The following is a 24,092-nucleotide window of genomic DNA, read 5'->3' as shown; positions in this document are numbered from 1 at the left end:
TGCTGGGCCGGCTGGATCACCAGCGGACGGCTGCTGCACGGCAGACGCGCTCGCGTTTTGACAACCAACTCTTTTTGATGGCAGATGCAACGAAACGGCACGCCGAACGTTATGGGGCTGGCGCGGTCGGGTAAGTCCCAGGTCGGCATGGCTTTCGGTCGCGCCTGAGTATCAATGATCAGCGCCTCTCCCTGAACTCATGACGTCAGACGCCGACCGTGGCTGAAACTCATTTTGGCTTGCCAAATTCGGTCGGGATGCACGCCGCTGTGCACGCCTACGACTGGGCCGCGACTCCGCTTGGGGCTCCGGATCGTTGGCCACCTTCGTTGCAGGTCACAACGGCAACGATGCTGTCGTCGAAGATCCCGTGCTTTGTGGTCTGGGGTCCGCAGCAGACGCTGCTTTACAACGATGCTTACGTGGAACTACTGGCCGACCGGCATCCCCGGGCGCTGGGGTGCAGCTTCCGCGAGGTGTGGCCGGAGATCTGGCCGGACCTCGAGCCTCTCGTCACCCGCGCCTATGCGGGTGAGGCATTGTCGCAGCAGAATCTACAGCTGCGGATGCAGCGTAGGGGCTACGACGAAGACACCTGGTTCACCTATTTCTACACCCCGGTCCGCGTCGACGATGGCGCCGTCGCGGGCTTTTTAGGCGGCTGTCTCGAGAACACCGAGTCGATGCTCGCCAGCAAGGCGCTCGAAGAGGCGAACGCCAAACTGCAGAAGGCGATCCGCGAGCAGAGTGCGGCAAATGACGCGGTCGATCGCAGCGAAGCCCGCTATCGCGCACTGTTCGAAGCGCTCGACGACGGCTTCTGCATCATCGAATTCTTCGATGGTCCGCACGGGCCGCTGAGCGACTACGTTCATCTCGAAGCCAATGCCGGCTACGAGAAGCAGACCGGCATTCCCAACATCGTCGGCCGCACGCTGCGCGATCTGGTGCCGGACGAGGCCGATGGCTGGGCCGAGCTGTATCGCAACGTTCTCCTCACCGGGCAGCCCATCCATTTCGAGCGCGAATTCGTCGCAGTCAAACGCACCATCGAAGTTTCCGCGACGCGGATCGAGCCGCCGGAGCTACGGCAGGTCTCGGTGCTGTTTCGCGACATCTCTTCGCGCAAGCAGGCCGAGGCGGCGCTGCGCGAGAGCGAGAAGATCGCGCGCGAGAACGTTCAGCGCGTGCAACTTGCGCTCGCTGCCGGCGCGATCATCGGCACTTGGTTGTGGGATCTGCCGAGCGACCGGTTCACCGTCGACGAGGCGTTCGCGCGCTCGTTCGGTCTCGACCCGGCCAAGGGCCGCGACGGCCTCAGCCTCGCGCAGGTCGTCGAAACCGTTCATCCCGACGATCAGGCCGGGCTCGCAGCGGCGATCGACGAAGCGGTCCGGCGTGGCGGCCCGTATGCCCATCAGTATCGGGTGCGCCGTGCCGACGGAAAGTACTACTGGCTCGAGGCCAATGGACGCGTTGATCTCGGTCCCGACGGCACAGCGCTCAGCTTCCCGGGCGTGCTGATCGACGTCGACGACCGCCGTGCATTGGTCGAGGAGCGGGACCGCGCGATCGCTGAGCTGCGGGCTCTGAATGAGACGTTGGAGCAGCGCGTCGCCGAAAGCCGCGCTGAGCTGATGCGTTCCGAGGAGCAGCTACGGCAGTCGCAGAAGATGGAAGCGGTTGGCCAGCTCACCGGCGGTCTGGCGCACGACTTCAACAATCTGCTCGCCGGCATCTCCGGCAGCCTCGAACTGATGGCGACGCGCATCAGCCAGGGCCGGATCAAGGACGTCGACAAATATCTGGTTGCGGCGCAGGGCGCGGTGAAGCGCGCGGCGTCACTGACTCATCGGCTGCTGGCCTTCGCGCGGCGGCAGACGCTGACGCCGACGGCGGCGAACGTCAACAAGCTGGTCAGCGGCATACTGGACCTCGTCCAGCGTACGGTGGGGCCGGGCATCGAGGTTCAGCACGTCGGCGCCACAGGGCTCTGGGCGGTGCTGGTCGACGTGCCGCAGCTCGAGAGCGCGCTGCTGAACCTGTGCATCAACGCCCGCGACGCGATGCCGGATGGCGGCAAGATCACGATCGAGACCGGCAATCGCTGGATCGATCGGGCGCATTCAAAGATCTACGACATCCCGACGGGGCAATACGTGTCGCTGTGCGTCTCAGACACCGGGACCGGAATGACGCGCGACGTCATCGCCAAGGCGTTCGATCCGTTCTTCACCACCAAGCCGATCGGGCAGGGCACCGGGCTCGGCCTGTCGATGATCTACGGCTTCGCGCAGCAATCCGGCGGCCAGGTGCGGATCTATTCGGAAGTCGGCGAAGGCACGATGGTCTGCATCTATCTGCCGCGCCACCGCGGCGAGGCGGAGGACGACGAGCGCAGTCCGGACTCCAGTCTGATCTCGTTTGCCGAGGCGGGCGAGACGGTCCTGATCGTCGACGACGAGCCGACGGTACGGATGCTGGTCGCCGACGTGCTGGGCGATCTCGGCTACAGCGCGCTCGAAGCCGCCGACAGCGTCGCCGGGCTGAAGGTGCTGCAATCCGATGCGCGGATCGACCTGCTGGTCACTGATGTCGGACTGCCGGGCGGCATGAACGGCCGCCAATTGGCCGACGCCGCGCGGGAGACCCGGCCGGACCTCAACGTGCTGTTCATCACCGGTTTCGCCGAGAATGCGTTGCTCAACAACGGTCAGCTCGAGCCTGGCATGGCGGTGCTGACGAAGCCGTTCGCCGTGGACACCCTGGCGGCGCGCATCCGCGAGCTGATCGCGAAATAAACTCTGCCCGTCATCAGTGCTGCAAAGCGTGGCTGCTGTCGTCCTGTCGCCGCGCTGCGGCGAGGTGAGACGCCTCCTGCGCCTGCGGCAACACAGCGCGATTGAGCCGCCGTGCCATCGCGCTCGCGCGCCGCGCCGTGTAGTCGAGCAGCCAGCGCTCAAGTTCGCCGGGCAGCAGCGCCGGCGCGTAGAGAAAGCCCTGCACGACGTCGCAGCCGAGTTCGGTCAGGAGCGCGAGCTGGCCTTCGGTTTCGACGCCCTCGGCGATCACGGTCAGCCGAAGGCTCTGGCCGACACGAACCACGGTGGTGACAATCGCCCGCGTATTGTCGTCGCTCTCGACGTCGCTCATGAAACCACGGTCGATCTTCAATTCCCGGATCGGCAGTTGCGCCAGCCGGCTGAGGCTCGAATAGCCGGTGCCGAAATCGTCGAGCGACAGGCCAACGCCGAGAGCACGCAGCGCCGTCATCGTCGCCAGCGCGCGCGAGCGCTCTTTCTCCAGGACGCCCTCGGTAACTTCGAGCATCAGCACCTCGGGCGGCAGGTCGTGCTCGGCCAGGCTGTCCGCCACCACGGAGGGCAGGTTGGCGTTCTGGAAATTGATCGGCGACAGGTTGACCGAGACGGAGGGGATATCCAATCCCTGCTGACGCCACATCTGCATCTGTCGGCAGGCCGCGCGGATCGACCACAGCGCGATCTGGTCGATCAGTCCACACTCTTCGGCGAGCGGGATGAACTTCGCTGGCGAAATTTCACCGAGGAGCGGATCGCACCAGCGCGCAAGTGCCTCCACACCGTGGATGGCGCCGTCGGTCGTGCTGATCTGCGGCTGATAGCGCAGTTCCAATCCGTCCTGCGCCACCGCCCGGCGCAGCGCCGCCGTATAAGCCATCCGTTCTTCGGCCAGTCCGTTCATCTCGGCACTGAAGAAGCGATAGGTGGAGCGCCCGGCGCGCTTGGCCTGATACATCGCCGTGTCGGCCTGCCGGATCAGCGTGTCGAGATCGGTGGCGTTGTCCGGGTACAGGCTGATGCCGATGCTGGCGGACATCGGCACATGCCTGGTTCCGATCCGCAGCGGCAACGTCAGCGCTTCTGAAAGACGTTCTGCGATCCGCCCGGCCGCGGCCGCGTCGCGATTGGGCATCACGACGACGAACTCATCGCCGCCGAGCCGGCCGAGCATATCTCCAGGCTGCACCTGTTCGCGGAGGCGCCGCGTGAACTCCACGAGGAATTCGTCGCCTGCCGAATGGCCGAGCGTGTCGTTGACGTCCTTGAAATTGTCGACGTCGAGAAACGCCAGCGCGACATGCTCGCCGGCCGGACAGGCCTCGGTCGCCTCGGCGATCAGGTCGCGCAGGCGCGCCCGGTTGGGCAGGCCCGTGAGCATGTCGTGATAGGCGAGACGGGCGATCTGCGCGCTCGATTCCTTGCGTTCGATCGCGAGCGCGCCGAGATCGACGACGGCCTCGATGATGCGCTGATGCCAGCGGCTCGGCGCCCGGCATTCACGGAAATAAAAGGCGAAGGTGCCGATCACTCGCCCGTCCTTGGACTTGATCGGTGACGACCAGCAGGCGCGCAGACCGACGGCGAGCGGACGTGCGTTGTAAGGTTGCCAGCGCGGGTCATTTTCCAGATCGATCGAGAGCACCGGCTCGCCAAAGTAGGCTGCTGCGCCGCACGAGCCGACGTCCGGCCCGATCGGCACTCCGTCGAGGGCTTGTGAGTAGTCCGTCGGCAGACTTGGCCCCCCGAGCGGGTGGATCAGTCCGGCGGAATCGATGTGCAGGAGGGATGAGACGACGTCCGGCGCGATCATCTCCACCTGCCGGCACAGCCGGTCGGCGATCTCCGCGATCGGAATCTCGTCGGCCAGCGCCGCAAGCGTCAATTGCTGCAGCGAGCGGAGCTGTTTTGATTCCGAAATGTCGGTCAGCATCGCGAAAGCGTGCCGCATCTGGCCCCGCGGGTTGCGCAGCGCCTTGGCCTCGGCCTGCACCCAGATCTCATCGCCGTTCTTGTCGTAGAGCAGAAGCTCCTGCTCGCCGCCGTTGTCGTCGAGGGTCCAGGTTTTCAGATTGTCCAGTGCGACCGGATCCGTGTAGCGCCCGGTCAGCAGCTCATTGGCGTGGCGGCCCTTCGCTTCATCGGCGGAATACCCGAACAGCGAGGTGAACGCCGCGTTGGAGTACACGATGGTTTGTTCGTGATCGGTGACGACGACGGCACGGCTGGTCCGGTCGGATATCGCGGTGAGGAGGGACATTTCCTCACGCCGCTCGACTTCGCGGGTGATGTCGCGGACAAAGGCGATCGTACAGCCTTCGCAGCCGAATTTGATGTGCGACACCGACATCGCCGCGCGAATGTGGCTGCCGTCCTTGCGCCCGATCTCGATTTCGCGTTCGCGATCACAGGTGGCGCCGCACGCAGCTGCCGGTGCGCCGGGCTGCGCAGGCATGGTGCCAAGACCGAGCGAGCCGACGTCGCAGCCAAGTACTTCGGAGCGGTTTACGCCCCAGACCGACTCCGCTGCTTCGTTGAAGTAACGAACGTGACGATGACTATCGACGATGACCACGGCCTCGCTCGATTGTTCGAGCGCGGCGAGGCGGATCGCCGGATCCTCGTTGAAGTCATCGCTGCTGCTCATCGTCAGTCCTGATCCCTGCGGAATCTACGAGGTTCCTCGATAGGAACTCCCCGTATGGAGTACTCATCGAAAGTGAGCAAAGCGTTGTTGTTCGCCGGGCGCCACCGGCGCTGCTCATCATTCTTAGGAATCAGTTGCCGGACGCCGGTGAGATTGTAAGTGTCGGGAAATTTCCGAGCGAAATGATACGCCGGTCGCGCCGATCAAAACTCTTTCGAGTGTCGCGGCGGACGTGCCCAGTGTTGGTCGGAAAGGAGCCGCCGACGACTACGCCGCGTCGACGTTAGGCGGAGGCGGGCGGCGCGTCGGTCGTTGCGCCGAAGATGTCGGTGAACGCCGCGCGGAGTGCGAGGTCCACATCGGGCATGGTCACCGGGAGGCCGAGATCGACCAGGCTGGTGACGCCGTAGCGCGGGTCGCTGATCCCGCAGGGCACGATCGCGGCGAAATGGCTGAGGTCGGGTTCGACATTGATGGCGATGCCGTGCAGCGACACCCAGCGTTTCAGCCGGACGCCGATCGCCGCGATCTTGTCCTCGAAGCCGACGCCCTTGTCGGGTCGCGCGACCCAGACGCCGACGCGGTCCTCGCGCCGCTCGCCGCGGACGTTGAAGGCGTCCAGCGTGGCGATGATCCATTGCTCGAGCGCGGCGACATAGGCGCGCACGTCGGGCCGGCGGCGCTTCAGGTCCAGCATCACGTAGGCCACCCGCTGGCCGGGCCCGTGATAGGTGAGCTGGCCGCCGCGGCCAGTGGCGTGCAGCGGAAACCGCGGATCGAGCAGGTCGGTGGCCTGGCCGCTGGTGCCGGAGGTGTAGAGCGGCGGGTGCTCGAGCAGCCACACCAGCTCCGGCGATTCGCCGGCCGCGATCGCCGCTGCGCGCGATTCCATCGCCGCCACCGCCTCCGGGTAGGGAATCGGTGCATCAGAAATCAGCCATTCGACCGGTGGACCGCCGGCGAGGGGGAAGAAACCGCCTGAAGTCAGCGTCTGGCGGGCGTTAACAGGCGTGTTAATCATTGAATAACCATAACATGGTCAGGTTCGCACACGTTCGTTTCACAGCCTGCCAGTCCGGGTTCCAGTGCCAACACTCGATAAAGTCTCGGTCGACCTCACCGTGGTGCTCGGCACCACATCAATGCCGATTCACCAGGTTCTGCGGTTGAGCCGCGGCGCCATCATCGAACTGGACGCCACCGAGGCCGACGAGGTCAAGATCCTCGCCAATAACATGCCGATTGCCAGCGGCGTGGTGCTGGTGGATCGCAACCGTATTGCGGTCGAAGTGAAACAGATGTTGACGCGATCGCCAGATCGCCGATGACGGCCTTGTAACCCCATCATGGGTTTGTTAAATGGGCGCCGTCGATCCGGTCGGGCGCCCAGCCCAGGCTGATCCCAAGCGCTCGTGGCGGAATTGGTAGACGCGCTGCCTTGAGGTGGCAGTGAGTAAAATCGTGGGGGTTCGAGTCCCTCCGAGCGCACCAGCCATCCTTCTCCAAAATCGATCATCCTGACAATGCTGCGGAATTCCGCGGCATCAGCCGACTCGCCGGTGAGCAGGCGCAGACGGGCGTTTCGAGCCCGCGCGCACTCAGGCGAATCGTCTGGCGCCTGCGACGCAGCCGATGACCACCACGGTGGCCCCGACCATCGTCCAGGCCACGGTTTCGCCGAGCAGGACGGCCGCCAGCACGAGGCTGAGGAACGGCTGCAGCAGCTGCAGCTGGCCGACGCTGGCGATGCCGCCGAGCGCCAGTCCGCGATACCAGAACAAAAATCCGACCAGCATGCTGAAGACGGAGACGTAAGCCAGGCCTGTCCACTCCGGCAGGGTGATGCCGGCCCAGGTCTCCGGCGCCGTCAGCAGGGCGATCACCGTCATGATCGGAAGCGAGATCAGCAGCGCCCACGAGATCACCTGCCACCCGCCAAGGCGGCGCGACAGCGTCGCGCCTTCGGCGTAGCCGAGGCCGCAGGCGATGATCGCCGCGATCATCATCAGGTCGCCCGCCAGCGAGCCGCCGCCGCCCTGGCCCAGGGCGAAGCCGGCGACCGTGAGGCCGCCGAGAATCGAAAACGCCCAGAATGCCGGTTTTGGGTGTTCGGCACCGCGGATGACGCCGAACACCGCGGTGGTCAGCGGCAGCAGGCCGACGAACACGGTCGAGTGCGCCGACGTGACGTGCTGCAGGGCGAGCGCCGTGAGCAGCGGGAAGCCGGCGACCACTCCGGCGGCGACGATGACGAGAGGCCCGACGTCCGCAGCGGCCGGTCGGCGCTGGCGCAGCGCGACCAGAAGGCAAGCGCCCAACACCGCCGCGATCAGCGCGCGCGCCGAGGTCAGGAACAGCGGCGAGAAGCCGCCGACTGCGACTCGCGTCGCCGGCAATGAACCGCTGAAAATGATGACGCCGAGGATGCCGCTGCCCCAGCCGGCCGTCGTCCGATGCATGATCGCCTCCGTGTGAGGCGCCACCAGACGCGGCTCCGGCTGGCAAAGCCAGCCACAGTCCAGTACAATTCAATCGAACTGTGTGCGTGACGGGATCCATACAGTCGAGGATTTGAGCGTGGCAGGCTCCACCAAAACCCAGCATGTGATGACGACGATCCGGGCCAAGATCGCGCAGCGCGCGCTGGCGCCCGGCGAACGGCTGCCGTCGATTCGAAAGCTGTCCGCTACGTTGGAGGTCTCGCCCTCGACGGTGGTCGAAGCCTACGACCGGCTGGCAGCCGAGGGGGTGATCCGGCCGCGTCCCGGCTCGGGCTTCTATGTCACCGGCAGTTCGACGCCGTTCGCGCTGATCGCTGCTGAGCCGAATCTCGACCGCGCGATCGATCCGCTCTGGGTCTCCCGGCAATCGCTGGACATCGGCGCGGGCGCCTTCAAGCCGGGCTGCGGCTGGCTGTCCGCCGAGTGGATGCCGCTCGACGCGATCCGGCGCGCGATGCGCAGCCTGTCGCGATGCGACAGCGCGGTGCTTGCCGACTACGGCCCGACGCACGGCTATCCGCCGCTGCGGCAGTTGCTCGCGCGCCAATTCGCGGCCGAAGGGCTCGCTGTCGGCGCCGATCAGATTCTGCTGACGTCGTCCGGAACGCAGGCGATCGATCTGCTGTGCCGTTTCCTGCTGCAGCCCGGCGACACCGTGCTGCTCGACGATCCCTGTTACTTCAACTTCCAGGCGCTGCTGCGCGCGCATCGGGTGAAGGTGGTCGGGGTGCCGATGTCAGCGACCGGCCCGGACCTGGACCGGTTCGTCGAGGCGGTGAAGACCCGCAAGCCGCGGATGTACATCACCAACTCCGCGATCCACAATCCGACCGGCGCGACGCTGTCGCCGCAAGTCGCTCACCAGATTCTGGTCGCCGCGGCGGAGCACGGCGTGACCATCGTCGAAGACGATATCTACGCCGATTTCGAGCCCGACCCGTCGGCGCGCCTGGCGTTGCTCGACGGGCTGTCGCGCGTGATCCGGATCGGAAGCTTTTCCAAGACGCTGTCCGCGGGATTGCGATGTGGCTACATCGTCGCGCGCAGAGACTGGATCGAGGGCTTGCTCGATCTTCTGGTCGCAACCAGCTTCGGCGGCCCGAATCCGGTCGCTGCGGCGCTGGTCGCCACGGTGCTGCAGGACGGCAGCTATCGCAAACATCTCGGCGACGTGCGGCGGCGGCTGGCGCGCCGCCGCACGGACGTCGCCGGCCAATTGGCCGGGCTGGGTATCGTACCGTGGTTGATGCCGCGCGGCGGATTCAATCTGTGGTGCAAGCTTCCGGGGCATCGCGACGGCGGCGCGATCGCGATGGCGGCGCTCCGCGACAACGTGGTGCTCGCGCCGGGAAACGTCTTCAGCGTTTCGCAATCGTCGCCCGACTTCATGCGGGTGAACGTCACGCAAATGACCGATCCGCACTGTTTCAAAGTGCTCGCGCGCGTGCTGGCGGAGCCCAACTAAGCGGCGTGAATCGCGGTGCGCGGCTTATCATCGAGCCGATATCAGCAGTCGCCCGATCACGGACTGGGCAGCGTGAGCTGAAAGCCGAGGCATCGATCTGTCGATGGCACCCTTCGGCGCTGCACCCAAGCGATCAACTCACTGCGAAACGGTCTCGACAGGCGGCCGCTGAAGGCTCAAGCTGGCGCGAAATGTCAAGTCGTCAAATCGTCATGGCACTAAAGTTGCATTATCGTGAACCAGGTGGTGCGGGCAGGGCAACCGCCCACTTCCTTGGGAGCGGCGATGGGTGCAGGCACCGACGTAAGCGCCTTCAGCGATTTCGTACTGCGGCTTCACGAGCGCAGCCGGATCGAAGATCCGGCCGCCTTGCTACATTGGAGCATCGCGGAGCTGGCTGACATCCTGCACGCCGATTGCGGCTGGGCCGGCTGGGCCGATCTGTGGAACGGCAACGATGTCGAAGTCTGCGGCGCCGTCGCCTACGGGCTGCCCGATGATTTTCAGTCGTTCTGGGACAGCATTCGCCGTGAGGACCTGCTCGCGCGCGACGTGATCGCCACCGGCAATGCGCAGGCCTGCTACGACCGGCAGGGCGAGCGGCACACCGACGGCATGATCGCGCTGTCGGATCGCTACAACATCCGCAAGATGACGGTGGTCTGCGAACTGCGCAGCGACGGCGAGCCGTCGCTGTTCATGTCGTTTTATCGCGGTGATCGCGGGGCGCGTCCGCTCGATGAGGCGGAGACGCAATTCGTGCGCTGCGCGATCGATCATCTGGCGCGATTGTCGGCACGGCGCTGCGAAGCGGAGAGCGGCCGCGCGGCGCTGCTGGTCAACGACGAGGGGCGTATCGTATTCGCGCCGCCGGACTCGCTGCGCTTCCTGCGCGAGCGCTGGCCCGGCGCGCGCGCCAACTATCTGCCCTTCGCATTCACGTCACCGGCGGCGGAGCCGACGCGTAGCGTCACCGACGGCGTCGTCGTGCAGAGCCGGCGGCTCGGCGGTTACTTCAGCCGGCCATTTCACCTCGTGCATTTGCGGCCCGCGGGGGCATTCGACACGTTGACGCCGCGCGAGCGGCAGGTCGCCGACGAGATCGCCAAGGGTCACACCCACAAGGAGATCGCACGCCGGCTGGCGATGTCGCCCAACACGGTGCGCAATCACACTCAAACCATCCTCGGCAAACTTGGCCTCAGCAATCGCGCCATGCTCGCCTCGATGGCGACCAGCTCCGCCGCGATCTAGCTGCGACGGCGGCGCTTCTCCGGCTTCGGCGCTATATCACCCCGTCCTTTGATTTACATCTTTTCCCGTACGGATCCTCCGCGCAGCTGCCTCTGCGCGCAAACGCTCGCTGTCTGCAGCATATCTGCGCGCATTGCTCACGAATTAGCCCTTGTATGATTACCAATTGATCGGAGCCCGGCTGCATTTCAATATGCAGATTTGCACATTGTGTTGCACAATTGGGCGTTTTCACCCGGCAACAATGCGCGATGATGAACGTACGACATCGCCGCCGATTAGTACGGACACCCGAGCGCCATGCATCTTCCTGTCTCGCGTCTCACCACCAAGCGGTTGCGCCACGCCAGTGAGCTGGCGATCGGGCCTATCCTGCTGCTGGCGGTGTGGTGGCTCGCCGCGCGCGGCGGCTGGGTCAACAAGGATCTGCTGCCGTCGCCGATCGATACGCTGCGCGACACCGCGGTCAATCTGTGGTCCGGCAGCATGAGCAAGGACATCGCGCACACGATGGTGCGCGTCGGCTACTCGATCGTCATCGCGATCGTCGCCGGCGTTCCGGTCGGCATCGTGCTCGGCGCCAAGGCGGCGGTGTATCGCTCGGTCGAGTTCATCGTCGACTTCTTCCGCTCGACGCCGGCGACGGCGATGTTTCCGCTGTTCCTGCTGCTGTTCGGGCTCGGCGATCTCGCCAAGATCGCGGTGGCGGCGTTCGCCGCCTGGCTGGTGATCGTGTTCAACGTCGCCTACGGCGTGATGAACGCGCGGCAGACCCGCGTGCTCGCGGCGCGCTCGATGGGCGCGTCGTCGCTGCGCATCTTCCGCGACGTGATCTTTTTCGAGACGCTGCCGCAGACCTTCGTCGGGCTACGCACCGCGGTGTCGCTGGCGCTCGTGGTGATTATCGTCGCCGAGATGTTCATCGGCGCCACGGACGGCATGGGCCATCGCATCATCGACGCGCAGATCTCGTACTCGCTCACCGACATGTACGGCTCGATCCTGATCGCCGGCGCGCTCGGCTACGGGCTCAATCTGGTGCTGCTGTTTCTCGAGCGCTCGCTCATTCACTGGTCCGGCAAATAAGCCGCGCCGCTCGCCGCAATCCGAAGGAGACCTCGCGATGAAGACATCCGTTCTGTGCGCCGCTGCAATCGCCGCCGCCGTGTCGGCGACTTCCGGCCAGGCCTCGGCCGCCTGCGCCAAGATGGACAAGGTGTCGGCGGCCTGGCTGCCGATCATGCAGACCACCGCGTACTACGTCGCGCTCGATCAGAAGCTGTTCGAGAAGGCCTGCATCGAGATCGAATCCGCCAAGATGGAGTCGCCGAACCAGATCATCGACGCGCTGATCGCCGGCCGCGCCGATTTCGGCCCGCCCGGCGCGGCGGCTGGCATCGCGATGATCGCGGAGGCGAAATTTCCCGGCAAGCTGAAGATCTTCGGGCTGCAGGGCGGCGGCATCAAGGTCGACCGCATCAATGACGGGCTGATCGTCAAGCCGGATAGCGAGATCAAGAGCTTCGCCGATCTGAAGGGCAAGACGCTCGGCCACGTGCCGGGCATCCAGTGGCGGACGATCTCGCGCCACATGGTGAAGGCCGCCGGCCTCGATCCGGACAAGGACGTCAAGCTGGTCGATCTCGCGGTGGCGATGCAGGTGCCGGCGGTGGTCGGCGGCACGGTCGACGCGACGCTGTCGCTGGAGCCGGTCGGCTCGATTGCGGTTGCGTCGGGCAAGGCCAAGCGGGCGATGACCAACCCGGTCGCCAGCGTGATCGCCGACCCGTTCTATTCCGGCGCTTCGGTGATGACCACCAAGTTCCTGACCGAGCGCCCCGATGTCGCCCGCCGCGTCGTCGCGGTGATCGATCAGGCGACCGACCTGGTGAATGCCGACTTCGCCAAATACAAGGCCGTGCTGCCGGCCTACACGCCGATGAAGGCCGATCAGCTCGATCTTGTTGCGCAGCCTTATCTGCGCGGCTTCAAGGATCTGAACGACACCGACATCAAGTCGTATCAGGCGCTGGTCGACGTCTTCATCGCAGAAGGCGTCGTGCAGGGCCCGATCAACGTCCGCGACAAGATGCTGAGCAAGGCGGATCTCGGCGAATGAGTGCGAGCAGCGTCCTCCAACTGCGGCCGAAGCCGATGACCGAACCCGCACCGCCCGTCGCCGCAGCAAAACCCGCCCGGCAACGGAAGATGACGATCCGCGGCCTGCGCAAGACGTTCAACGACGCCGTGGTCTATGACGGCTTCGATCTCGATCTGCCGCTCGGCCAGTTCATCTCGGTGTTCGGTCCGAACGGTTGCGGCAAGAGCACGCTGATCAACATGATCTCCGGGCTGATGCCGATGGACGCCGGCGAGGTGCTGTACGACGGCCAGCGCATCAGCGAGACGCGGATCTCCTACGTCTTCCAGAACTATCGCGAGGCGCTGTTTCCGTGGCTGCGGGCGATCGACAACATCCATTACCCGCTCAAGGTGATGGGCGTGCCGCGCGCCGAGCGCAAGCGACGGATCGAGAAGCTGCTGGCGGAGTTCGAAATCCGCATCGATCTCAACGCCTATCCCTACACGCTGTCGGGTGGCCAGCAGCAGACCGTATCGATTCTGCGCGCGCTGGTGACCGAGCCGGAGGTGCTGTTTCTCGACGAGCCGTTCTCGGCGCTCGACTACGAGATGACGATGTCGATGCGCGAGCAGCTGCAGAAGATCTTCATGAAGACGAAGACCACGATGCTGCTGGTGTCGCACGATCTCGACGAGGCGATCGAGCAGGCCGACAAGCTCGTGCTGCTGACGCGGCGGCCGACCCAGGTCGCCGAGATCGTCGAGATCGATTTGCCGTGGCCGCGCGATCTCACCGTCACCACGGGCGACGCGTTTATGGCGATCAAGCGTCACTGCCTCGATCGCTTCTGGCAGGAAGTGAAGAAATGACCGGCGTCGGCTGAGCCGGCCCGAAAAATCCAACCACATCTCAATCTCGGAGACAGACATGACGAAGCGCCGGTTTCGCGCCGCTGCGGTGCAGACACTCGCCAAGTTGGGCGATTTCGATTTCAACATCGCGCTCGCGACACGCTACGTCGAGGACGCGGTCCGGCAGGGCGCCGAGCTGATCGTGTTCCCGGAATGCATGGATACCGGCTATCTGTTCGACTCGCCGGAGCATTGCCGCGAACTCGCCGAGACGCTGACCGACGGCCCGTTCGTCAAGGCGCTGGCGGCGCTCAGCCGCAAGCACGGCGTCTACATTGCCAGCGGCATCACCGAATGGGATCCGGCCAAACAGAAGATCTTCAACACCGGCATCATGTTCGACCGCAAGGGCGAGGTGGCGTGCCACTACCACAAGCAGTTTCTCGCGACGCATGACCAGAACTGGTTCGCGTTCGGCGAGCGTGGCTGCCCGGTGGTCGACACTGATCTCGGCAAGATCGGCCTGCTGATCTGCTTCGACGGCCGCATCCCCGAGATCTTCCGATCGATGGCGATGCAGGGCGCCGAAGTGATCGTCGACATGGCGAACTTCTTCGCGATGGACCAGGCCGACATGTGGGGCCCGGCGCGCGCCTACGAGAACGGGCTGTGGCTGGTGGCCGCCACCAAGGCCGGCTACGAGCGCTCGATCTACTATCCGGGCGGCAGCATGATCGTCGATCCGAAGGGACGGGTGCTGTCCAAGGTGCCGTACGACACCCATGGCATGTCGATCGCCACCATCGATCTCGACGAAGCCGCCGACAAGTCGATCTACACCGCCAACGACAAGATCGCCGACCGCCGCCCCGAGACCTACGGCATCATGGCGCTGCCGTATGAAGAGACGCCGGTCAACGGCGTTGCCGATCGCCCGCTGATCCCGTCGAAGTCGGTCACCAAGGTCGCCGCCGTGCAGATGCACGTGACGCCGGACTGCAGTGTCGCGGAGGTGCTCGACATGGTCGACCACACCGCCAAGCTCGGCGCCAAGGTGATCGCGCTGCCGGAATACGCCTTCAGCGCGCACTACATCCTGACGCCAGCCGAAGCGGCGGCTGCAGCCGATCAGGCCGCGTCGAACCTCGCGGCGGTGTCGAAGATCGCCGGCCGCTACGGCTGCCTGATCGCGGCGCCGATCATCGAGCGCGCCGCAGCCGGCCTCTATGTCACCACGGTCCTGATCGGGCCGGACGGGAAAGAGATCGGGCGCTATCGCAAGACGCATCTGACCGCCGAAGAGCGAAAGTGGGCGGTCGCCGGGTTCGACTATCCGGTGTTCGACACCGTGTTCGGCCGCATCGGCGTGATGTCGGGTTACGACGCGGTGTTTCCGGAGACCTCGCGTTGCCTCGCGATCGGCGCCGCCGATATCATCCTGTGGCCGGCGGCGCTGCGCGAGCCGTTCGAGCGCGAGCTGCTGGCCGTGCCGCGCGCCGAGGACAACCGCGTCGCGGTCGTGCTCGCCAACCGCGTCGACAGCCCGTATCCGGGCGGCAGCGTGGTCATCCCGCCGACCGGCTTCCCGCAGTGGGACATCAACGTCGCGGCGCCGCGGGTGATGAAGCTCGGCGCGGTGATGCCCAAGCAAATCGATCTCGCCGTTTGTCGGCAGAAGATGATGATCCCGAAGGTGGACATGTTTGCAAACCGGCTGGTGGAGACGTACGCTCCCATCGTCGCGGCGTAGTCCCGTTCGGTGGCTGTCCGGACACAAGCGGAAGGTCGGCGCATCGGCGCCGGCGGTGCCGGGGAGACGGCGGCGGGCGTGGCGAAGACACAGCGCACCATCAGGTACGACTGGAACGACGTCGTCTATTTTCTCGAGGTGGCGCGGCAGCGCAGCCTGGTCCGCGCCGCCGCCAAGCTCAAGGTCGATCACACCACGGTCAGCCGCCGCGTCCGTGAGCTGGAGCGGAGCCTCAACTCGACGCTGTTCAAGCGCAGCAAGTCGGGCTTCACGCTGACCGAGATCGGGATGCGGCTGCTGCAATATGCCGAAGGGATGGAGAGCCAGGCCAACTCCATCGTCGAGGCGCTCGGGACGGACACAGCAGATGCCGGCGGCGCGGTGCGGATCGCCGCGATGGAAGGCATCGGCAGCTTCTATCTGACGCGCTGCATCGCCGACTTCAACCGGATCTACCCGTCGATCCAGATCGAGCTGATCACCGACACCCGGCTGCTCGATCTCAGCCGGCGCGAGGCCGACATCTTCGTCAGCTTCTTCCGGCCGCAGGGCAAGCGACTGTCGATCAAGAAGGTCGGCGAATTCCGGATCTCTCTGTATGCAACGGATGCGTATTTCGGCGGCCGCAGCCCGCCGGCCACGGTGAAGGAACTCGAGACGCATTCGTTCATCGATTTCATCGAGGACTATATCTACAGCAAGGAGAACCGCTGGCTGTCCGACGTGCTGCGGCCGCCGCACACGATCTTCCGCAGCACCAGCCTGGTGGCGCAATCGATCGCCGTCGCCGAAGGGCAGGGCATCGCGATGTTGCCGTCCTACGTCGCCTCCGCCAATCCGGCTCTGCGTCCGGTGATGCCGGAGTTGTTCACGACCCGCGACATCTGGCTGTCCGTCCACGAAGACTTGCTCCACATTGCGCGGATCAAGGCTGTCACGACGTATCTGGAGAAGCGCGTCGAGGCCGACCGGGCGTTTCTCACCTCGGTGAAGAACAAACCGGCCCGTAAGCGCGGCTAACCGCGCCTTTCGACCGCTGCGCGAAATCGCGCTGCAGCAAACGCGGCCTGATCCGCAGCAAACACGTCGCGCGACTTAGCAAGCACCCCGCCGGGGGATGCATTCGCATCATGGTCAGCCGGGAACAGCGTTGCTTATGATTTGCATCGTCAGCAAAGCGGAGGCCGCGCATGAGCTCGGGTATCGGACGTCGTGAGTTACTTCTCGGGACAGCCAGCGCGATGCTGGCGGCGCCTTTCATTCGGCCGGCGCAGGCGGCCGACGAGATTTTGATCGGTGTGCCGACCGCGCAGTCGTCGCCGGTCGGCGTCGGTGATCACAAGGACTGGCTCAACGGCAGCACGCTCGCGGTCGACGAGATCAACGCCGCCGGCGGCGTCAAGGGCCGCAAGCTCAAGCTCGAAGTCGTCGACATCGACGTGCTGTCGCCGGAGGGCACGGTCAGCGCGTTCCAGGCGCTGAACGGCCGCAAGGTCCACGCCATTACCTCGGCCTTCGTGCTGATCCCGCAGCCGGCGATGGACGCCGCGGCGGCGACCGGCGTGCCGTATCTGCACGGCAACACCGGACAGGCCTCGCTCGACCTCGTGAAGGGCAATCCGACCAAATACAAGAACATCTTCCAGATCGACGGCGCCGAGACCTGGTACGGCTACGGCTTCATCCGCTATCTCGACAAGCTGGTCGAAAGCGGCGCCTGGAAGCCGAAGAACAACAAGATCCACATCGTTCAGGAACAGATCGCCTACACCCAGGTGATCTCCAAGGCGACCCAACAGGCGATTGCCGAATCCAAGGGCAAATGGGCGGTTGGTGCCATCACCGACATCCAGTATCCGGTTCAGGACTGGGCGCCGGTGCTGCGCGCGTTGCACGACACCGACGCCGGCGTGCTGTTCATCGATCACTGGGTGGCAGCGGAGCTGGCGGCGTTCGCACAGCAGTTCTCCGGCGATCCGGTCAAGGGCTCGCTGGTCTATCTGCAATACGGCCCGAGCCAGCCGGAATTTCTCAGCCTGGCCGGCGGCACCGCCGAAGGCATGGTGTGGGGCACCGTGATCGGCACTCACGCGACCGGACCGGCCGCGACGTTCCGCACCGCCTACAAGAAGCGGTTCGGCGACAACATGGGCATCGTCTACACCGGCAGCGGTTACGACATGACCAAGATGCTGGCGCAGATCTGGGCGGAGGTGGACCCGAGCAATTTCGACGGCGTCGGCGCCGCGATCCGCAAGGCGAAGTACACTGGCGTGTGCGGCACCTACACGTTCGACCGGCCCGAACAGTGCCCGCTGGTGCATCCGTGGCAGACCGAGGATGCCAACGCCGGCATCAGCCATCTGCTGCTGCAGGTGCAGGACGGCAAGCACACCATCATCGCGCCGGACGGGCTCGCGGAAGCCAAGCTCAAGCCCGCCCCCTGGTTCTGAGCGAGCCGGCGGCAGGGCGATGATCGAGGGCGCGCGGTTCGGCTGCGAAGGAGTTAGCCTGTCGCTCGGCGGCAGGCAGATCCTCAAGAACGTCGCGCTCGCGGTGCGGGGCGGCGAGATGCTCGGCCTGATCGGGCCAAACGGGGCCGGCAAGACCTCGCTGTTCGAAGTTCTGTCCGGCCGCTACGTGCCGCAGCGCGGCGAGGTGTTTCTCAATCAGCAGCCGCTCGGCAAGCTCGACATCTTCCAGCGCGCGCGCCGCGGCGTGGCGCGGACTTATCAGAGCCCGGTCGTGCCGAATTCGCTCACGGTTGGCGAAGTGTTCCGAGCCGCGCGCAAGGCTTATCCACCCTATATGTCGGTGCACGACGCCGAATGGGCGGCGCGCCTCGTCGGCCTCGAAGTGTCGTGGTCGCGGCTCGCCGGCACTCTCGACACCTTCGACCGCCGCAAGCTGCTGCTCGCCTGCCTGATGATGCGGCGCCCGCAGGTGCTGCTGATGGACGAGCCGGCCTCCGGCCTGATCAACACCGAGATCGCCGAGCTCGACCTGCTGCTGCGCAAGCTGGTCGACGAGTATCACATCGCCGTCATCCTGATCGAACATCGGCTCGAACTGCTCGGCGCGATCGCCGACCGCATCGTCGTGCTCGATCTCGGCGCGGTGATCGCCGAGGGCGATCCGGAGACCGTGTTCAAGGACCCCAAGGTGCGCGCCGCTTACTTCGAGGGAGCGGCATGAGCCGGAATCTGCTGAAGATCGAGGGGCTGTCGGCCGGCTACGGCCCGCTGCGCGTGCTGCACGAGATCGACTTCGCAGTGGCGAAGGGCGAGCGGCTCGCCATCGTCGGCCTCAACGGCCACGGCAAGACCACGTTGTTCCGCGCTATCATGCATCTGGTCGGCTGGCAGCGCGGTTCGGTGCGGTTCGAGGAGGCCGAGATCGGCGGCTCGCGCTCGCTGGGCGAGGGACGGCGCACGCCGGGCATCGTGCGGATGGGGATCGCGATGACGCCGCAGGGCGACGCGATCTTCCCGGGCCTCACGGTGCGCCAGCATCTGGATTGCGGCGCCTATACCAAGGAAGCCTGGCACGGCCGCGATGCGCGGGCCGACAAGGTCTTCGACCTGTTTCCGCCGCTGCGCGAACTGCGCGACTCGCTGGTCGGCAAGCTGTCCGGCGGCGAGCGGCGGATGGTGTCGATCGGCCGCGCGCTGATGGCCGACGCCAAGCTGTATCTGATCGACGAGCCGTCGCTCGGCCTTGCGCCGAAAATCTCGGAGCGCGTGGTCGACGCGCTGATGAACATCTCGCTCGACGGCAAGGCGATGGTGATCGCCGAGCAGAACGTCGAACTCCTGTCGGGCAAGGTCGATCGCATGATCGGCATGCACGCCGGCCGCCTGCGCGGCGAAGTCGGCCACGTGGATCTCGTCTGATGGATGCTGGACTGGTTCTGTACGCGCTGTATCTCGGGGCGATCTACGGCCTGATGGCGATCGGCATCTCGCTGCTGTGGTCGAGCGTCGGCATGGTCAACATGGCGCACGGCGCGACCTTCGCCGTCTCCGGCTACGCCGCCTTCCTCGCCGCGCAATGGTTCACGCCGCTGGTCAAGGCGGCGATCACTACCACCGCCTGGTCGAACCCGACGCTGGCGGTGCTGCTGGCGCTGACCGGCATCGTCGCCGGCGCGATCTGCGGCGTGGTGATCTATCTGATCGCCTTCCTGCCGATCCACGACAAACCGAACTTCGCGGTGCGCAGCCTGATCATCACCATGGCGATCAACCTCGCCACCGTGCAGGCGCTGCTGTGGTGGTTCGGGCCGCAGCAGAAGAGCCTGCCGAAGGTGTTCGGCATCGGCCGCACCGAAATTCTCGGGATGGCGCTGCGGATCGACCAGATCGTCACCATCCTGACCACCATCGCGGTGCTCGGCCTGACGCTGCTGTGGCTGCGCCGCAGCCGGATGGGGCTGGAGATCCGCGCGGTGATGCAGAACATGGAGGGTGCGGCGCTGTCTGGCATCTCCGCCCGGCGCACCGCGCTGCCGATCATGATGCTGACCGGCGCCTTCGCCGGGCTCGCCGCGGTGCTGCTGTCGCAGACCGTGTTCGTCAGCCCGACCGCCGGCGCGATCCCGCTGGTGAAGGGGCTGACGATCGCGCTGCTCGGCGGCCTCGGCTCGGTGCCGGGGGCGGTCGCCGGCGCGGTGTTGATCGGCTTCGTCGAGGCGATCACCGGCATCATCCCGTTCCTCGGGCAGCGCTACGTGCTGTTCGTCCAATTCGCCGTCATCATCGCCGTCCTCGTCGCGCGCCCGCGCGGACTTGGCGGTCTGCTCGACGAAACGCGGGAGTAGATCGTGGCCGATCAGACGCCGGATCGCACATACTATCAGGTCGGCCGCCGGCCGCACGAGCTGACGCTGAAGCCGGCGGGCGCTGCGCCGTGGGAGCGCTGGCGCGTGCCGTTCACCAAGCGGCACTGGCTGGCCTGGCGCGGCCGCATCAATCCGCGCTCGCTGGTGCGCGAGCGCAGCCTCGACGACAAGCGGCCGCTGTGGTGGACGCTCGGCCTCGGCGCGCTGCTGGTGACGACACCGTTCCTGAGCGATCAGGGCATCACGGTGGCGTCGATCTTCTGCATCTATGCGGCGATCAACGTGATCTGGACGCTGATCATCGGCACCGCCGGCATCTTCTCGCTGGCGACGATGGCGGTGGTCGGGCTGTGCGGCTACGCGGCGGCGGCCGCGAATGTCTATCTCGGCGTGCCGTGGCCGCTGCTGATCCCGATCGGCGCGCTGGTCGGCCTCGTCCTCGGCGCCATCCTGGCGCTGCCGTCGACCCGGCTCGACGGCCTGTATTACGCGCTGCTGACGCTCGGCGTCGCCGAGATCTGCCGGGTGTTCGTCTCGCAGATCAAGGCGCTGGCGCCGTCGAACGGCAGCATCAACCAGGTCGCCTCGTTCATTCCGGCGGACTGGCTGCTGAAACGGCCCGGCCTGCTGCTCGGCTTCGCCGGCGCCTTCGTGCTGCTGCTGTGCGCGCTGCTGGTATTCCGCCTCGTCAACAGCGAAAGGCTCGGCATCCTGCTGCAGTCGGCGCGCGAGGACGAGGCGTTCTCCGAGGCGGTCGGCATCGACTATCGCCGAGCCCGGCTGTGGGTGTTCATCATCTCGTCGGCGGCGCTGGGCGCGATCGGGGCGTTCTACGCGATGTTCTATCGCTCGATCTCGCTCACGGTGTTTTCGCTCGATCAGCTCTTGGTGATGTTCGCCATGATCGTGATCGGCGGGCTCGGCCGCTCCGAAGGCGCGGTGATCGGCACCGCGATCGTGGTGCTGATCGACAAGGGCCTGATCGATCTGGGGCCACTGCGGATCATCCTGGTCGCGGTGGTGATGGTGGTGGTCGCGACCACCGCGCACAACGGCCTGGTCGGCGTGCGCGCCCAGTTCCGCAATTTCCGCAACCGCAAAAAGAGCGAGCGCCGCGCCGTCCGGACCAAGAAGGGGGGTGAAGTGATGCCCGAGGAAGCCACCGAGATCGCCGACAAGCAGCAGGTCTATTACCGGCTGTTCGACAAACGCATTCGCGACCATCTCAAGACGCTGATCACGCCAGAGCTGATCGCCGAGCACAAGGCCAAGCCGCTCGGCCAGCATTCCGACGCGCTCGACCGCGTGCTGAACTACTTCCGCCGCGCCGAGTTGGCGGACAAATACGCCATCATGCGGGTCGGGCCGTACCGCAGCTGCTCCTACAAGGTGATGGCGTTCTCCGGCCGTGCCGGTCACCCGCCGCGCGTTGTCGACGACAAGCTCTACGCGACGCTCGACGAGGTTTACCACGCGGTGTTCCTGCTCCGCGTCAACGATCTGCTCGAAAGCTGAAGGCTCCCCCTGCGATGGCGACGAAACGTATCCATGGTTATGCAGATCCGCTCTCGGTGAAGGCCGGGCAGACGGTCTCGTTCATGATCTCGGGCGAGGGCACGGATCATGTCGATGCGCAGCTCGTCCGGTTGCTGCACGGCGACGAGAGTCTGGACGGGCCGGGCTTCGTCGAGGAGGAGGTCCCGAGCCCGATTCCGGCGCGGATCGCGGTGCGGCGGCAGTTCACCCAACTCGGCGGCCATGCGGTGGTCGACGATCCGCGCCAGTTGCTGATGCCGAGCGGCGACTTCACGCTGTATGCGTTCGTCTATCCGACCAAGCCCGGCATTCGGCGGCAGGCCTTCTTGTCGAAATGGGACGTGGTCGCCAGCAAGGGCTACGGCCTCGGCATCAGCGCCGAGGGCAAGCTCGAGTTCTGGGTCGGCGACGGTACCCACATCGATCACGTTGCCGCCGAGATCCCGCTGGTCGAGCGGGTCTGGTACTTCGTCGCGGCGAGCTACAGCGCCGCGAGCGGCGAGGTCCGGCTGCATCAGGTCGGCGTCGTCAACCGCTACAATTCGCTGACCGGACCGGTGGTGCCGCGCGACTACGACTCGCACGTCACCGAGACGCTGAAGGTGAAGCCGGCCGATCCCGGCGCGGTGATCCCGTTCCTCTGGGCAGGCGCCAGCGAAGAGAACGACCTGCGCGGCCGCTTCGTTAGCATCCTGTACAACGGCAAGATCGACCGCGCCGGCGTCGCGGGTGCGGTGCTGTCGGATGCCGACCTCGCCGAGATCCTGCGCAGTGGCGAGCCGCCGGCCGCGGTGCCGCGGATCGCGCATTGGGATACGACGGCGGGCTACACCGACACGGGCATCGGCGACACCATCGTCGACATCGGCCCCAACGGCCTGCACGCGCAGGGCGTCAATCGTCCGGTGCGCGGCATGACCGGCTGGAACTGGGCCGGCCGCGACGACTGTTTTCGCCTCAACCCCTCGCAATATGGCGGCGTCACCTTCCACGACGACGCGCTGACCGACGCGAAGTGGCAGCCCACCGTCACCCTGACAATTCCGGACGACCTGAAGAGCGGCGTCTATGCGCTGCGGCTGCGCGCCGGCGAGGCCGAGGATCACATTCCGTTCTTCGTCGCCGCCGCAAAGCCGAAGGCGCCGCTCGCGGTGCTGATCGCGACGTTCTCCTATCTGGCTTATGCCAACGAGCAGCTGTCGTTCGGCTCCCACATCGCGCAGTCGATCGTGGCGCATACGCCGATCCTGACCGAAGAGGACATCGAGAACTACAAGCTGCAGGAATTCGGCCTCTCGACTTACGATCACCACCACGACGGCGCGGGGTGCTGCTACACGTCGTGGCGGCGGCCGATCATCAACATGCGGCCGCGATTCCGCGGCGCCTCGATCGGCGTGCCTTGGGCGCTGCCGGCCGACCTGTCGCTGATCTGGTGGCTGAACCACGCCGGCTACGATTTCGAGGTGCTGACCGACCACGATCTGCACGAAGGCGGCACCGCGGCGCTGGCGCCATATCGCACGGTCATCACCTGCACGCATCCGGAGTACTACTCCGAGAAGATGCTCGACGGCACCGAGGACTATATGCGCGCCGGCGGACGGCTGATGTATCTCGGCGGTAACGGCTATTACTGGGTCTGCGGGCTGCGCGACGACGAGCCGCATTGCATGGAGGTGCGCAAGCTCGACGTCGGGTCGCGTGCCTGGCAGGCCGATCCGGGCGAGGGCTACCTCGCCACCACGGGCGAGCGCTCCGGCCTGTGGCGCTCGCGCGGAAGGCCGCCGCAGAAGATCGTCGGCGTCGGCTTCACGTCCGAGGGTATGGACGAGTCGCAGCCGTTCGAGCGAATGCCGGACTCGTTCCACCGCCGCGCCGCGTGGATGTTCGAGGGCATCGGGCCGCAGGAAAAGATTGGCGATTTCGGCCTCGGCCTCGGCGGCGCCGCCGGGCTCGAGATCGACCGTTACGACCTCGCGCTCGGCACGCCGCCGCATGCGCTGCTGCTAGCGTCGTCGCACGGCCATTCCGACAACTATCCGCTGGTGTCGGAAGAGGTCGCCTATGCGTTCCCGGGCCGCGGCGGCACCCAGGACCCGCAGGTCCGCGCCGATATCACCTACTTCACCACGGCGAATGATGGCGCCTGCCTCTCGATCGGTTCGATCGCCTGGAGCCAGGCGCTGCCGTGCAAGGGCGGCGAGAACAACACCGCGACCTTCATGCGCAACGTGCTCGGCGCGTTCCTGGCGCCCGGCAAGCTGCCGGGCACCGAATATTCCGGCGACGAGAAGTTGTGGCGGTGAGCTTGGGCATTTCGCGGTTTCGATAAAGGAGAACGGG

At 65.8% G+C, this 24,092-nt stretch carries 18 protein-coding genes and 1 tRNA gene; 16 read left to right on the top strand and 3 right to left on the bottom strand.

The window, feature by feature from the left end; genetic code table 11:
• Nucleotides 1-257: 257 nt before the first annotated feature.
• Complete coding sequence (locus ACFFJ6_RS23435) at nt 258-2,801, top strand: ATP-binding protein (protein WP_378392479.1); 2,544 nt, start codon at nt 258-260, stop codon at nt 2,799-2,801.
• A 13-nt stretch (nt 2,802-2,814) separates the two neighbouring features.
• Here the strand turns inward: ACFFJ6_RS23435 and ACFFJ6_RS23430 are convergent, their stop codons facing one another.
• Nucleotides 2,815-5,466: an EAL domain-containing protein gene (locus ACFFJ6_RS23430; protein WP_378392477.1), complete on the bottom strand. Its 2,652-nt coding sequence runs from the start codon at nt 5,464-5,466 to the stop codon at nt 2,815-2,817.
• A 283-nt stretch (nt 5,467-5,749) separates the two neighbouring features.
• Nucleotides 5,750-6,487: a lipoyl(octanoyl) transferase LipB gene (gene lipB / locus ACFFJ6_RS23425; RefSeq protein WP_378392475.1), complete on the bottom strand. Its 738-nt coding sequence runs from the start codon at nt 6,485-6,487 to the stop codon at nt 5,750-5,752.
• Between the two features lie 64 nt (nt 6,488-6,551).
• On the opposite strand from lipB, the gene ACFFJ6_RS23420 reads away from it, so the two are divergent.
• Nucleotides 6,552-6,794 (top strand): FliM/FliN family flagellar motor switch protein, encoded by a 243-nt coding sequence (locus tag ACFFJ6_RS23420; protein ID WP_378392473.1) that lies wholly within the window; start codon nt 6,552-6,554, stop codon nt 6,792-6,794.
• A 78-nt stretch (nt 6,795-6,872) separates the two neighbouring features.
• A tRNA-Leu gene (locus ACFFJ6_RS23415) sits at nt 6,873-6,957 on the top strand.
• Nucleotides 6,958-7,064: 107 nt separating this feature from the next.
• On the opposite strand, the gene ACFFJ6_RS23410 is transcribed toward ACFFJ6_RS23415, so the two are convergent.
• Nucleotides 7,065-7,925: a DMT family transporter gene (locus ACFFJ6_RS23410; RefSeq protein WP_378392471.1), complete on the bottom strand. Its 861-nt coding sequence runs from the start codon at nt 7,923-7,925 to the stop codon at nt 7,065-7,067.
• 148 nt (nt 7,926-8,073) lie between these two features.
• Here ACFFJ6_RS23410 and ACFFJ6_RS23405 point away from each other — a divergent pair, with 148 nt between their 5' ends.
• From ACFFJ6_RS23405 to ACFFJ6_RS23345, 13 genes are all read left to right on the top strand, one after another.
• Nucleotides 8,074-9,432 carry an aminotransferase-like domain-containing protein gene (locus ACFFJ6_RS23405; protein WP_378392626.1) on the top strand — a complete coding sequence of 453 codons (1,359 nt, stop codon included), beginning with the start codon at nt 8,074-8,076 and terminating at the stop codon, nt 9,430-9,432.
• A 285-nt stretch (nt 9,433-9,717) separates the two neighbouring features.
• Nucleotides 9,718-10,686 carry a helix-turn-helix transcriptional regulator gene (locus ACFFJ6_RS23400; RefSeq protein ID WP_378392469.1) on the top strand — a complete coding sequence of 323 codons (969 nt, stop codon included), beginning with the start codon at nt 9,718-9,720 and terminating at the stop codon, nt 10,684-10,686.
• Nucleotides 10,687-10,986: 300 nt separating this feature from the next.
• Entirely contained in the window at nt 10,987-11,772 is a 786-nt protein-coding gene (locus ACFFJ6_RS23395) for an ABC transporter permease (protein WP_378392467.1), read from the top strand.
• A 37-nt stretch (nt 11,773-11,809) separates the two neighbouring features.
• Nucleotides 11,810-12,805, top strand: coding sequence for an ABC transporter substrate-binding protein (locus ACFFJ6_RS23390; protein WP_378392465.1), 996 nt, complete (start codon nt 11,810-11,812; stop codon nt 12,803-12,805).
• Nucleotides 12,806-12,894: 89 nt separating this feature from the next.
• Entirely contained in the window at nt 12,895-13,638 is a 744-nt protein-coding gene (locus tag ACFFJ6_RS23385) for an ABC transporter ATP-binding protein (RefSeq protein ID WP_378392462.1), read from the top strand.
• A 58-nt stretch (nt 13,639-13,696) separates the two neighbouring features.
• Nucleotides 13,697-15,370 (top strand): carbon-nitrogen hydrolase family protein, encoded by a 1,674-nt coding sequence (locus ACFFJ6_RS23380; protein WP_378392460.1) that lies wholly within the window; start codon nt 13,697-13,699, stop codon nt 15,368-15,370.
• A 78-nt stretch (nt 15,371-15,448) separates the two neighbouring features.
• The gene (locus tag ACFFJ6_RS23375) at nt 15,449-16,390 is read left to right on the top strand and encodes a LysR family transcriptional regulator (protein WP_378392458.1); all 942 of its coding nucleotides are present in this window, start codon (nt 15,449-15,451) and stop codon (nt 16,388-16,390) included.
• A 170-nt stretch (nt 16,391-16,560) separates the two neighbouring features.
• Nucleotides 16,561-17,823 (top strand): ABC transporter substrate-binding protein, encoded by a 1,263-nt coding sequence (locus tag ACFFJ6_RS23370; RefSeq protein ID WP_378392456.1) that lies wholly within the window; start codon nt 16,561-16,563, stop codon nt 17,821-17,823.
• Between the two features lie 19 nt (nt 17,824-17,842).
• A complete protein-coding gene (locus tag ACFFJ6_RS23365) occupies nt 17,843-18,565 on the top strand; it encodes an ABC transporter ATP-binding protein (RefSeq protein WP_378392454.1) in 723 nt (240 codons plus the stop codon).
• The gene (locus tag ACFFJ6_RS23360) at nt 18,562-19,263 is read left to right on the top strand and encodes an ABC transporter ATP-binding protein (protein ID WP_378392452.1); all 702 of its coding nucleotides are present in this window, start codon (nt 18,562-18,564) and stop codon (nt 19,261-19,263) included. Before ACFFJ6_RS23365 ends, ACFFJ6_RS23360 begins: the two co-directional genes overlap by 4 nt.
• Complete coding sequence (locus tag ACFFJ6_RS23355) at nt 19,263-20,189, top strand: branched-chain amino acid ABC transporter permease (RefSeq protein WP_378392450.1); 927 nt, start codon at nt 19,263-19,265, stop codon at nt 20,187-20,189. Before ACFFJ6_RS23360 ends, ACFFJ6_RS23355 begins: the two co-directional genes overlap by 1 nt.
• Before the next feature lie 3 nt (nt 20,190-20,192).
• The gene (locus tag ACFFJ6_RS23350; RefSeq protein ID WP_378392448.1) at nt 20,193-21,725 is read left to right on the top strand and encodes a branched-chain amino acid ABC transporter permease; all 1,533 of its coding nucleotides are present in this window, start codon (nt 20,193-20,195) and stop codon (nt 21,723-21,725) included.
• A gap of 14 nt (nt 21,726-21,739) precedes the next feature.
• Nucleotides 21,740-24,055, top strand: a complete 2,316-nt coding sequence (locus tag ACFFJ6_RS23345; protein WP_378392446.1) for a N,N-dimethylformamidase beta subunit family domain-containing protein — start codon at nt 21,740-21,742, stop codon at nt 24,053-24,055.
• The last annotated feature ends 37 nt before the right edge of the window (nt 24,056-24,092 follow it).

Source organism: Rhodopseudomonas telluris, from assembly GCF_042432815.1.
Lineage (GTDB): Bacteria > Pseudomonadota > Alphaproteobacteria > Rhizobiales > Xanthobacteraceae > Rhodopseudomonas > Rhodopseudomonas telluris.
This window is presented reverse-complemented; position numbering and strand designations above follow the sequence as displayed.